The sequence below is a fragment of the Dokdonella sp. genome, assembly GCF_017744955.1.
Classification (GTDB): domain Bacteria; phylum Pseudomonadota; class Gammaproteobacteria; order Xanthomonadales; family Rhodanobacteraceae; genus Dokdonella_A.
Genome location: NZ_JAGIAG010000014.1, coordinates 1 through 11,894, shown reverse-complemented (window position 1 = coordinate 11,894; position 11,894 = coordinate 1). Strand labels below are relative to the sequence as shown.

The window sequence follows — 11,894 nt, the reverse complement described above, 5'->3', positions numbered from 1 at the left end:
GCATGAACCGGCGAGTCGGTCGATGACGGGGCGAACTTATAGCACACACCCGCACATGCCCCGCGCGCGGAGTGCAGCGTCGATTCAGCCGGGTTGTGCCGCGCGCTCGACGCGCCGGTACGCGCGCCACGCCGCGAAACCGAGCAAGGTCGCCAGCGCCGCGCCGGCGGCGAGCTTCAGCGCGCTGTCGGACAGCAGCGGCGACAGCAGGCCGGCGATGATCGCGCTCAGCACCAGGCTCATGAAGGCCTGCAGCGACGACACCGCGCCGCGGTATTGCGGGAATCGATCCAGCAGCAGCAAGGTCAAGGTCGGCGAATTGATGCCGATGCCGACCGCGTGCAGTCCGATCGGCAGCACCGACCATGGCAGCCGCGGCGACGGGAACAGCAGCGCGAGGAACACGTTCAGCACCACCGCCGCCAGCATGATCGTGTAGCCGAGCCGCACCGTCGCCGCCGCGCTCAGGCGGCCGGCGACGCGGCCGGACAGGAACGCGCCGAGCATCAGTCCGCTGATCGCCGGAATGAACAGCCAGGCGAAGTGCTGCGCGTCGAGCTTGAGCAGATCGAGCACGAAGGCCGGCGCCGAGGAGATGTAGACCCACAGCGCGTTGAAGTTCAACGTGCCCGCCAGCGCCAGCGGCAGGAACGCGCGGTCGCGCACGATCAGGCGGTAGCTCGACGCGAGCGCGCCGGCGGACAGCCGCAGCCGGCGCTCGTGCGGATGGGTTTCCGGCAGCCACGCGATGCAGGCGAAGAACAGCAGCGACGCGAACGCAGCCAGCAGCCAGAAGATCATCGACCAGTGCGCGACCGCGACCACCCAGCCGCCGGTGATCGGCGCGATCGCCGGCGCGATGCCGAAGATCATCGACACCGTCGACATCAGGCGCTGCGCTTCGGGACCGTCGAAGCAGTCGCGGATGATCGCGCGGCCGACGATCAGGCCGGCGCCGGCGGAGACGCCTTGCAGCGCGCGAAACGCCAGCAGCGCCTCGATGGTGCCGGCGAGCGCGCAACCGATCGAGGCCAGCGCGAACACGACCACGCCGGCGAGGATCACGCGGCGCCGGCCGAGCGCATCAGACAGCGGGCCGTGCAGGAGCGACATCAGCGCATAGGCGATCAGGTAGACGCTGATGGTCTGCTGCATCGCGAATGGACTCGCGTGCAGCTGCGCGGCGATCGCCGGGAACGCCGGAAAGATCGTGTCGATCGCGAACGGACCGAACATCGCCAGCGCGGCGAGCAGCGGCGCGAGGCGGCGGTGGCGGAAAGTCGGCGCGGGCGTCATCGGCGTGAACACGCATGCTACCTGCCGAGGGGCGGCCGCGGCGAGCCGGACTGCGCAAAAAAAAGCGCCTGCCGCACGTTCGATGCGACAGGCGCTGTCGAAAAACGCAGGACCGCCCGCGAAGGGACGGTCCTGCGTGGGACTGGCGGCTAGGGCGTGGCCTGCTCGAAGCCGTCGGCGAAGATGCGATCGAGCACGGTCGTCTCGCACGTCACCTCGACGTCGGTCACGTTGGCGGAGCCGATCGTGCCGCTGTCGTTGTCGACGGTGCAGGTCTGCGCCGGATCGGACGGCTGCGTCGCCACCGTCACCTCGTAACTCGTGCCGCTGGTCAGGGCGTCGCCGAACGTGAACACGCCGTCCGCCACGATCGGCAGGCTGGTCGAGCCGTTCAAGCTCAGCACCAGGCCGCTGCCGGCCAGGCCGCTGACGGTGCCGCCGACGGTGTAGGTCGGTTCGGTGCCGCCGACGTTGAGCGTGTAGTCCTCGGCCTGACCATAGCCATCGGTGTTGCAGGCGGTCGCGGCGGTGTTGTACTTCTTGATCACGCGCAGGCGCACCGGGCCCGGCGTGGTGCCGGCCGGCACCAGCACGTTCGCCACGGCCTGGATGCCATCGGTGCCGGTCGAGTTGACGATGTCACCGATGACGTAGCCTTCGTTCGCGTCGAACGTGCCGTTGCGGTTCCAGTCGGCGTACGCCTTCACCTTGGTGGTGTAGCTGCCCACGGTGTTGCCTTCGACGATCATCGAGTAGGTCTCGCCCGCGACGATCGCGCCGCCCGGCACGCTGAGGAAGTCCTCCAGCGCTGGGCTGCCGTCCGGAGCCGGATCGCTGCGGTTGTCGATACCGGTGAACTTGACCCGCGTGATCGGCTCCACCGCGCTCGGGAACGACACGCTGCAGTACGGCTCGGGGAAGGTGACGCCGGTGGTGAAGCTGAACACCGGCGAGTTCGCGCTGTCGCCGCACGGGCTGTTCGCGCGGACGCGCCAGTAGTACGTGGTCAGCGGCTGCAGCTGCTGGCGCACGGTGTAGGTCGCGGCGCTCGGCGTGCCGGTCTCGACGATCGTGGCGAACGCGCTGTCGCTGGCGATCTCGATCGTGTAGCCGGTCGCGGCCGGATCCGCCGCCCAGTTGAACACGGTCAGGCGCGGCTGGCCGCTGGCGCCGTTCGCCGGCGTGTTCAGCGCGGGCACCACGGTCTGGCCGGCGGCGATCTGCACGTTGAAGGTCGCCTCCTTGATCACCGCCGGGTTCTGGCCGTCGGTGCCGCGCACCAGCACCGGATAGGTGCCGCTCGCCGCGCCGGGCTGGGTGCCGAGCGTCAATACCGACGTGTCGCTGCCATTCGCCGGCAGGGTGAGCGAGGCGGGCGTGAACACGCCGCCGGTGAACGCCGAAGCGTCCAGGCCCGGTGTGCTCAGCGCGACCGTGCCGGTGTAGCCGACCACCGACGACAGCGACACCGTGACCGGCGCGATCGAGCTGCCCGCGCACACGTCCTGCGTCGTATTCGGCACCGACAGGCGATAGTCCGGACCGGGCGCGTCGGCGAAGCCGCCGATGCCCCACACGTCGATGCCGGCGCGGTTGTCGGTGTAGATCGCGATGATGTCGTTCATCGCCATGTCCATGCCGTTGTAGTCGCCCCACTCCATCGAGGTGTTGATCTTCGGCGAGGTGGCGGTGGTCAGGCGGCGCGGTTCTTCCCAGGTCTGCGCGCCGTCGATCGACACCGAGTAGTACAGGTCGACGCCGTTGCGGCTGGCGCTGTGGCGGGTGTCGTAGTAGACGACGTGCACGCGGCCGTACTCGTCGACCTTCAGCCACTGCTGGTAGCGGTCGACGGTGGTCCCGTCGCTGGTCGGGTGCGGCGTCGTCACGGTCCAGGTGGCGCCGCCGTCGCGCGAGTAGGCGACCTGCACGCGCGCGTGGTTGGCCGTCGCGCTGCCGTCGTTGTCGGTGTCGTAGGTGTCCGACCAGGCGACGTAGAGGCTGTCGGCGTACGGTCCGCTGGTGAGGTCGGCGTCGGCCGAGGCGTAGATGAAGGCGTTGCGCGTGGACATCGACGGCAGCGGGAAGTCGAACGACGCCTTGGTATCGGACACCTTGACGCCGCTGGCCGCGAACGAGGCGCCGCCGTCGGTCGACTTGACCACGCGCACCTGGCGGCCCGTCGTGGACGGGAAGAAGTAGTAGACGTTGCCCTGCTTGTCGCTGGTGATGTCGCTGCCGATGCCCTTGAAGGCGGTGTCGAGCGTCTGCGCCGAGCTGAAGGTGAGTCCCTTGTCGGTCGAGCGCGCGAACTTCTGCACGTTGCTCTGGTGCCAGGAGACGTAGATGTTGTCCTTGTACGGCGAGCCGGCGTACGAATCGACGTGCAGGTATTCCTTGTCCGAGCCGCTGGCGACCAGGGTCGCGCTCTGCGTCCAGGTGGCGCCCTTGTCGAGCGAGCGGTAGAACGCGACGCCGCAGCTGGAGCCGCAGTTGACCAGCGAGGAGGTGTAGGCGACCTGGCCGTCGGTGGACCAGCCGACGGTGGCGTCGCAGCAGGTGTTTCCGGTCAGGCTGATCGCGTTGCTCCAGGTCGCGCCGCCGTCGGTCGAGCGCCACATCTTCTGGCCGTTGCCCGGGCCGTTGCTGCCGGCGATCACGTAGTTGGTGTCGACCGGATTGACCGCGATCGCGGTTTCCTCGGCACCCTGCGGATTGGTGATCTTGACCTCGCCGCTGACGAAGCGCGGCCAGCCTTCACCCATCTCCTCGAGTTCCTCTTCCTCGAAGACCTCGAAGCGGTTGCCTTCGATGCGGTTGATGCCGCGGTAGATCTTGCCGTCGATCTGCAGGCCGCCGAACCGTTGCAGGAACGTGTTGACCGCGCTGCGCGGGTACTGGTCCGGCCCCTTGGTCGGAAGCGGGTGCCCTTCCTGGATCGCACCCTTGCGCATCCAGACGCGGAAGAACGCCGGCGTCGGATCACGCGATTCGGTTTCGTTGGGCGAGAGGAATTCGAGATCCTCGGCGGTCAGGGCGTAGTTGCGGTCGTCCCACGGACCGAACGCCGTGAGCTTGCCGTAGGCGACTGTCGAATCGACGCCGCGCGCCTGGTTGACGCGAATCTCGATGACCTTGGCATTGGCCGCGGCCGCCGCCGCGAGCGCAAAGACCAACCCCAGCCCGATGCGGGCCCATCGTGAAGCGAAAAAAGCCATGTCATTCCCCATTGAAAAAGGAAGCGGACCCGGCCCGTGCCCCTACACGGCCCGCCATCCGTTTCGGAAGACACGCAGACCGTTCGCCACCGAAGCGTCGGTCTTGCGCTCGAACCCACCCAGCCTCTGGACGGACTTTTGATTAGAACCTCATCCGTCCATGGATGCAATCCGTGCGTTCTCAGTATGCAATTCCTGCGTTCCCGGACCTGAAGCCCATCGCCCCTTCAGACCGATACGCCGCCCGAAACGCCTCCGCGCCCCGCCGGGGCTGCGTTAAGATCGGCGCCCCCGGGAGCGGCCCCGCCCGAGCGACCGAGATGCCGATGCCGTCCAACTCGATCCCGCAACCGCCGGCGGCGGTTCCCCTCCGCCCGGCCGCGGTTCCCCTCCGCCCGGCCGCGTGAACCTGCTCTCCTTCCTCGCCGTCGGCTTCGGCGCCTTCGCCGGCGCCGTGCTGCGCTGGCTGCTCGGCCTGGCCTTGAATCCGATCCTGCCGGCGCTGCCGCTCGGCACGCTGGCGGCGAACCTGCTCGGCGGCCTGATCATGGGCATGGCGATGGGGCTGATCGAGCACTACCAGGATCTCTCGGTCGTCTGGCGCCTCGCGCTGACGACCGGCTTCCTCGGCGGCCTGACCACGTTCTCGACCTTCTCGGCGGAAACGGTCATCACGCTGCAGCGCGAGCAGTACGGCTGGACCGCGGCGATCATCACGGCGCACCTGCTCGGCTCCCTGCTCGCCACGCTGGCCGGCATCGGCCTGATGCGCCTGTTCCTGCGCGCGTAGCGCCCAGGCGGCGCGGGCTTCGCGCGCGGACGCTTGAAGCCCCGCTCGCATGCCCCGACCATCTGCACGTTGTCGTTGCGAACCTTCTTCAGGGGATGCCGATGAACGACTCCCGCGCGCAGGCGCGCATCGAATCGCTGCTCGAGATCGCCGGCATACGCATCGACGGGCCGGCGCCGACCGACATCCGGGTCAACGACCCGCACATGTACTCGCGCGTGCTCGCGCACGGCTCGCTGGGCCTGGGCGAAAGCTACATGGACGGCTGGTGGGACGCCGAGGACCTCGACGGCTTCTTCTGCCGCCTGCTCGACGCGCACCTGGACGAGCGCGTCGGCGCCGCCGAGGACGCCTGGCTGTTCCTCAAGTCGCGCGTCGTCAACCTGCAGCGCGGCCGCCGCGCCTACGAGGTCGGCGAACAGCACTACGACCTCGGCAACGACCTGTTCCAGGCCATGCTCGGCAAGCGCCTGGTCTACAGCTGCGGCTACTGGAACGCGGCGACCGATCTCGACGCCGCGCAGGAAGCCAAGCTCGACCTGATCTTCCGCAAGCTCGGACTCGAGCCCGGCATGCGCGTGCTCGACATCGGCTGCGGCTGGGGCGAGGCTCTGAAGCTCGCCGCCGAGCGCTACGGCGTCACCGGCGTCGGCGTGACGGTCTCGCAGGAGCAGGCCGACTACGCGCGCGAGATCTGCGCGGGCCTGCCGGTCGAGATCCGCCTGACCGACTATCGCGAGCTGGAAGAGCGCTTCGACCGCGTGTTCTCGATCGGCATGTTCGAGCACGTCGGCGTGAAGAACTACCGCACCTATTTCGAAGTCGCGCGCCGCTGCACCGGCGACGACGGCCTGTTCCTGCTGCACTCGATCGGCTCGAACGTGTCCTCGAACCACACCGATCCGTGGATCGAGAAGTACATCTTCCCGAACTCGATGATCCCGTCGGCCGAGCAGATCGCCAAGGCCAGCGAAGGCCTGTTCGTGATCGAGGACTGGCACAACTTCGGCGCCGACTACGACCGCACGCTGATGGCCTGGCGCGCGAACTTCGACGCGGCCTGGCCGCGGCTCGCGCCGAAGTACGGCGAACGCTTCCGGCGCATGTGGCGCTTCTACCTGTCCGCCTCCGCGGCGGTGTTCCGCACCCGTCGCGACCAGCTCTGGCAGTTGGTCATGAGCCCGCGCGGCATCCGCGGCGGCTATCGCGCGCCGCGCTGAGGCTAGCGCAGCGTGATCAGGTAGACCGGCACGTTCGCCGCGCTCTGCGTCGTCGAGGCGAAGTTGCAGATCCGCGTCTTGACCACGCCGGCCGCGGCGACCTTCAGCGGCATCACCAGCATCTTCGACGGCAGCGTGCCGGCCGCTTGCAGCGAGAAGAACGGAATGTCGCCCGGCTGCACGCCGCCGACCGAGATGTCGTAGTCGTTGCAGCTGTTCGCGCCCAGCGTCACCGAGATCGCGCCGTTGCTGTAGCCGCCGGAAATCTTGCCGCGCGTGATCGAATCGTTGGCCAGCTTCGCCGTGCCCACCGCGCTCGAGGCGATCTTGTCCGCGGTCACCGCGCCGTCGGCGATCTTGCTGTCGGTCACCGAACTGGCGGAAAGCTTGCTCGAGGACACCGCGCCGCTGGCGATCTTCGCGCTGGTGACCGCGCCCGACGCGATCGCCGGATTCGGGAACGTGCCGCTGAGATCCCCGCCGGCCGGACCGATCGCGCCGCTCAAGGTGTACTGCGCGACCGGCGTCGTCGCGATCGGCTGGCGCGGCTGCATCGGCACGCCCTCGACGCTGACCTGCAGCCACAATTGGGTGCCGTCGAACACGCCGGGAAACGCGAGCGAGACGGTGAACAGGCCGTCCTCGACCGGATAGTCCGGCTCGTCGACCGCGACACCGACCTGGTTGCCGCCGCTGACGGCATCGAACAGCGCGAAGCTGAGGTCGAACGCGCCGTTCGCCGGCGCGCCGTTGCGCTGTAATCGGCCCTGATAGGTGAAGTCGGGCAATTGCGGCTCGGCCGCAGCGGCGGTCGCGATCGACAGCGCCGAAGCCAGCAGCGCGCCGAGCAGAGCGGGCCGGCGCGAAACCCGAGAGGTCTTCATCATTCGCACTCCTCGAAGCGATCGTGGAATACCGAGTCGCGCCGCAGTGCGCCTGCGCCCGCCCAGAAACCGGCGCGCAATACGAATTCGCCCGCGGCGGAAACGCCGGCGGCGTTTTCCGCCACCGTCGCCTCCAGCGCGAAGCATTCCTGCGCCGAACGGCTGGACCCGCCGCCGCCGGCGATCACGGCGCCGCGCAGCGCGAAGCTGTCGCCGCCCGGCGTGGCGCCGGCGCAGACTGACATCGCCAGCGCTGCCGCCACGCCCGTCACCGTCGTGCGCAGCCGCCTCACGGCACGACGCTCGCCGGCGGGGGATTGCCGAAGCGGTTCGCTCCCGGCGTGCCGGCGATGAAGCCGTTGAAGACCAGCGCGACCAGTCCACCCACCAACGGCACCAGCCCGATCAGGATCCACCAGGCGGACTTGTCGACGTCGTGCCAGCGCTTGGCCGCGATCGCCAGGCTCGGCCACAGCAGCGCGATGCAGGCCAGCGGCAGCAGGACGCCGGCGACGCCAGCACTCGGCGCCGGATCCGGCACGCCGTCCAGGCCCACGCCGCTGAACAGCGAGACGCCGGCAAAGGCGAACAGCACCGCGAACACGACCGTCACCGCCAGCACGAAATACCAGTACGGCGCGCGCCCGATGCGCCCGTCGAACGAGAACAACAGCTGCGACCAGCTCATGGACTTTCTCCCCGTGGACGACGCGGGCACTGTGCGCCGCGCGCACGGCGGGCGCCAATCAATGTTCCGCATCCGTCGATAGCGCGGCTTTATCGCGATAGAACGCCGTGATCGCGCGATAGCCGGTGGTTATACTGCCCGCCAATCCTGGGGAGGATGCGATGGGAACCCGCCTGTCGTCGGCGCAGATCGAATCGTTCATGACGCTCGCGCGCGTGCTCAATTTCTCGCGCGCGGCCGAGCTGCTGCACGTCAGCCAGCCGGCGCTGACCAAGCGCATCCAGAACCTGGAGGAAACGCTCGGGCAAGCCTTGTTCATGCGCCTGCGCGGCGGCCTGCAGCTGACCGAATCCGGGCGCATCCTGCAGCGCCACGCCGCCTCGGTCGAACGCCAGGAGCAGGAACTGCTCGACGATCTGGTCGGCGGTTCCGAGGGCATCGCCGGCTTCTTCCGCCTGGTCTCGTTCTCCTCCTGCCTGCGCTCGATCCTGATCCCGGCGATCGGCGGCCTGCTGCGCGACAACCCGCGTCTGTCCTGCCAGTTCGTGAAGGCCGAAGTGCACGAGCTGCACGAGCTGTTGATCGACGGCAAGGTCGACTTCAGCGTCTCGCTGTCGGAATGCGAGCGCATGGGCGTGGAGAACGTGCGCCTGGGCACCGAGCGCAACGTGCTGATCGAGTCGACGCGCTACGACGGACGCCGCGACTGCTACATCGACCACGATCCGCGCGACAACTTCACCGAGCGCTTCTTCCTGATCCAGACCGGATCGACCGTGCCGACGATGCTGCGCGCGTACTTCGACGACATCTACGGCCTGATCGACGCGGTTTCCGAGGGGATCGGCCGCGCCGTGGTGCCGCTGCATCTGCTGCGGCCGGAACACCAGGTGCGCCTGGTTCCGGGCTTCCGTCCGTACGAGGTGCCGGTGTTCCTGCACCACCACACCCAGCCGTACTACACCAAGATGCGCCGCCTGGTGATCGACTCGCTGGTGCGCGAGAGCGCCCGATGCTACGCGTCGCACCGCCCGCTCGACGCAGGCGTCAGCGCCGTCGCCGACGACGCGCTGATCGCGGCGAACCGACGCCGCCTGCGCAGCGTGCCGGGGCGCGAGGAAAGCTGAAGCGCGGGCGTGCGTCGCGCGAACGACCCGCCTCCTGCCGCGCCGTCACGATCGGCGACATTCCGCGGCTATCTGCGCCGAAGCGACTGCGGCACAATCTCCCGCTTCCGGCCGCCGCGAGCCGTTTCGACTGCCCCATCGGATGAACCTGCAAGCCAACTACGAACAGATCCCTCTCAAGGACTACGCCGAGCGCGCCTATCTCGACTATTCGATGTACGTGGTGCTGGACCGCGCCCTGCCCTTCGTCGGCGACGGCCTGAAACCGGTGCAGCGGCGCATCGTCTACGCGATGAGCGAACTCGGCCTGGACGCCGGCTCGAAACCGAAGAAGTCCGCGCGCACCGTGGGCGACGTGATCGGCAAGTTCCACCCGCACGGCGACAGCGCCTGCTACGAGGCGATGGTGCTGATGGCGCAGCCTTTCTCGTACCGCTATCCGCTGATCAACGGCCAGGGCAACTTCGGCTCGACCGACGACCCGAAGTCGTTCGCGGCGATGCGCTACACCGAATCGAAGCTGACGCCGATCGCCGAGCTTCTGCTGGAGGAACTCGGCCAGGGTACGGTCGACTTCGTGCCGAACTTCGACGGCACCTTGAAGGAACCCTCGTGGCTGCCGGCGCGCATTCCGCACGTGCTGCTGAACGGCTCGACCGGCATCGCCGTCGGCATGGCGACCGACATCCCGCCGCACAACCTGCGCGAGGTGGTCGGCGCCTGCATCCATCTGCTCGACGAGCCCGACGCCGGCATCGCCGAGCTGTGCGAGCACGTGAAGGGGCCGGACTTCCCGACCGCTGCCGAGATCATCACGCCGGCAAGCGAACTCGCCGCGATGTATGCCACCGGCAACGGCTCGGTGCGCTGCCGCGCCGTCTACGCGAAGGAGGACGGCAACGTCGTCATCACCGCGCTGCCGTACCAGGTCTCGCCGTCGAAGATCGCCGAGCAGATCGCCACGCAGATGCGCGCGAAGAAGCTGCCGATGCTGGAGGACATCCGCGACGAGTCCGACCACGAGAATCCAGTGCGTCTGGTGCTGTTCCCGCGCTCGAACCGCATCGACCTCGACGAGATGATGACGCACCTCTTCGCGACCACCGATCTGGAGAAGAGTTACCGCGTCAACCTCAACATGATCGGCCTGGACGGCAAGCCGCAGGTCAAGAATCTGAAGCAGATCCTGACCGAGTGGCTGCGCTTCCGCGCCGACACGGTGACCAAGCGCCTGCAGTTCCGCCTGGCCAAGGTCGAACGCCGCCTGCACCTGCTCGAAGGCCTGCGCATCGCCTACCTCAATCTCGACGAGGTGATCCGCATCATCCGTACCGAGGAAGAACCCAAGCCGGCGCTGATCGCGCGCTTCCGCTTGAGCGAGGAACAGGCCGACTACATCCTCGAGACGCGCCTGCGCCAGCTCGCGCGGCTGGAGGAGATGAAGATCAACGCCGAGCGCGACGAGCTCGAAGAGGAGCGCGCGCGCCTCAACGTGATCCTCGGCTCGAAGGCGCGCCTGAAGACGCTGATCAAGGACGAACTGAAGGCCGACGCGAAGAAATACGGCGACGAACGCCGCTCGCCGCTGGTCGCGCGCGCCGCCGCGCAGGCGCTGGACGACACCGCCCTGGTCGCCAGCGAACCGGTCACCGTAGTGCTGTCGGCCAAGGGCTGGGTGCGCGCGGCGAAGGGGCACGACGTCGTCGCCAGCGAGCTCGGCTATCGCGAAGGCGATTCCTTCCTCGCCGCGGCGCAGGGCCGCACCACGCAACAGGCCGCCTTCATCGACTCGACCGGCCGCAGTTATTCGACGCCGGCGCACACGCTGCCGTCCGCGCGCGGCAACGGCGAGCCGCTGACCGGCCGCTTCACCCTCCCCGCCGGCGCGCGCTTCGACGCGGTCGCGATCGCCGACGCGCAGAGCAAGCTCGTGCTCGCCTCCGATCTCGGCTACGGTTTCGTGACCAGGTTCGAAGCGCTGATCGCGAACAAAAAGGCCGGCAAGCAGATTCTCAACATCGAGGACAAGGCGCGCGTACTGACGCCGGCGATGGTCGCCGACTCCGCGCGCGACCGCATCGTCGTCGTCACCAATGCCGGTCATCTGCTGATGTTCTCGGTCGCCGACCTGCCCGAGCTGGACAAGGGCGGCAAGGGCAACAAGCTGATCGAGATCCCGAAGGCGCGCCTCGCCGACGGCGAGCGCGTCGCCGGTGTCGCGGTGGTGAGCGAAGGCAAGGGCGAGGTCACGCTGTACGCCGGCCAGCGCAAGCTGATCTTGAAGTGGAACGACCTGGTCGAATACGGCGGCGCGCGCGCCGCGCGCGGCGGGCTGCTGCCGCGCGGGCTGCAACGCGTGGATCGGATCGAAACCACCGGATGAGGTGCAGACGCGGCGGACCGGCACTCCATCGCTCGCAACGACCTCCGCTCGGTGCCCCTCGTGAAAAGTGCGGCCCCGGTTGGCCGTGGGTAGACGATCCGAAGCCGCAGCCTCCCCGCAACGCCCCCCGCTCGATGCTTCTCGTGAAATGTGCGGCCAGGGATGGCCGCGAGTAGACGATCGGAAGCCGCGGCTCTGCCGTCCTCGATCCCCAGCAGAGCGCCGCGATCCCGGACGGATCGCCAAAAAAAAGGCCTCCCCGAAGGGAGGCCTTTGAGTTGGCGGTGCAGC

9 protein-coding genes are annotated in these 11,894 nt (G+C 68.4%); 4 read left to right on the top strand and 5 right to left on the bottom strand.

Annotated elements, in window-relative coordinates:
* Positions 1-84: 84 nt before the first annotated feature.
* Together J7520_RS18015 and J7520_RS18010 are read right to left on the bottom strand one after the other, a co-directional pair.
* Positions 85-1,308 carry a multidrug effflux MFS transporter gene (locus J7520_RS18015; RefSeq protein WP_291191440.1) on the bottom strand — a complete coding sequence of 408 codons (1,224 nt, stop codon included), beginning with the start codon at positions 1,306-1,308 and terminating at the stop codon, positions 85-87.
* A gap of 137 nt (positions 1,309-1,445) precedes the next feature.
* Positions 1,446-4,469 (bottom strand): GEVED domain-containing protein, encoded by a 3,024-nt coding sequence (locus tag J7520_RS18010; RefSeq protein ID WP_291191438.1) that lies wholly within the window; start codon positions 4,467-4,469, stop codon positions 1,446-1,448.
* 445 nt (positions 4,470-4,914) lie between these two features.
* Here J7520_RS18010 and crcB point away from each other — a divergent pair, with 445 nt between their 5' ends.
* Together crcB and cfa are read left to right on the top strand one after the other, a co-directional pair.
* Positions 4,915-5,301, top strand: a complete 387-nt coding sequence (gene crcB, locus J7520_RS18005; RefSeq protein WP_291191436.1) for a fluoride efflux transporter CrcB — start codon at positions 4,915-4,917, stop codon at positions 5,299-5,301.
* 101 nt (positions 5,302-5,402) lie between these two features.
* Complete coding sequence (cfa, locus tag J7520_RS18000) at positions 5,403-6,521, top strand: cyclopropane fatty acyl phospholipid synthase (RefSeq protein WP_291191434.1); 1,119 nt, start codon at positions 5,403-5,405, stop codon at positions 6,519-6,521.
* A 2-nt stretch (positions 6,522-6,523) separates the two neighbouring features.
* On the opposite strand, the gene J7520_RS17995 is transcribed toward cfa, so the two are convergent.
* Genes J7520_RS17995 through J7520_RS17985 form a run of 3 tightly spaced genes read right to left on the bottom strand, consistent with a single transcriptional unit; the run spans position 6,524 to position 8,093 of the window.
* A complete protein-coding gene (locus tag J7520_RS17995; protein WP_291191429.1) occupies positions 6,524-7,408 on the bottom strand; it encodes a hypothetical protein in 885 nt (294 codons plus the stop codon).
* Entirely contained in the window at positions 7,405-7,650 is a 246-nt protein-coding gene (locus J7520_RS17990; protein ID WP_291191426.1) for a hypothetical protein, read from the bottom strand. The genes J7520_RS17995 and J7520_RS17990 overlap by 4 nt, the downstream gene beginning before the upstream one ends.
* Before the next feature lie 44 nt (positions 7,651-7,694).
* Positions 7,695-8,093 carry a DUF805 domain-containing protein gene (locus J7520_RS17985; RefSeq protein ID WP_291191423.1) on the bottom strand — a complete coding sequence of 133 codons (399 nt, stop codon included), beginning with the start codon at positions 8,091-8,093 and terminating at the stop codon, positions 7,695-7,697.
* 161 nt (positions 8,094-8,254) lie between these two features.
* On the opposite strand from J7520_RS17985, the gene J7520_RS17980 reads away from it, so the two are divergent.
* Positions 8,255-9,220, top strand: coding sequence for a LysR family transcriptional regulator (locus J7520_RS17980; protein WP_291191420.1), 966 nt, complete (start codon positions 8,255-8,257; stop codon positions 9,218-9,220).
* 142 nt (positions 9,221-9,362) lie between these two features.
* Complete coding sequence (parC, locus tag J7520_RS17975) at positions 9,363-11,603, top strand: DNA topoisomerase IV subunit A (protein ID WP_291191417.1); 2,241 nt, start codon at positions 9,363-9,365, stop codon at positions 11,601-11,603.
* The last annotated feature ends 291 nt before the right edge of the window (positions 11,604-11,894 follow it).

What these genes read in the sequence shown, in the direction of transcription:
- J7520_RS17985 (WP_291191423.1), bottom strand. Translation starts at nt 8,093, where the DNA reads ATGAGCTGGTCGCAGCTGTTGTTCTCGTTCGACGGGCGCATCGGGCGC.
- J7520_RS17995 (WP_291191429.1), bottom strand. Translation starts at nt 7,408, where the DNA reads ATGATGAAGACCTCTCGGGTTTCGCGCCGGCCCGCTCTGCTCGGCGCG.
- parC (WP_291191417.1), top strand. Translation starts at nt 9,363, where the DNA reads ATGAACCTGCAAGCCAACTACGAACAGATCCCTCTCAAGGACTACGCC.
- cfa (WP_291191434.1), top strand. Translation starts at nt 5,403, where the DNA reads ATGAACGACTCCCGCGCGCAGGCGCGCATCGAATCGCTGCTCGAGATC.
- J7520_RS17980 (WP_291191420.1), top strand. Translation starts at nt 8,255, where the DNA reads ATGGGAACCCGCCTGTCGTCGGCGCAGATCGAATCGTTCATGACGCTC.
- J7520_RS17990 (WP_291191426.1), bottom strand. Translation starts at nt 7,650, where the DNA reads ATGTCAGTCTGCGCCGGCGCCACGCCGGGCGGCGACAGCTTCGCGCTG.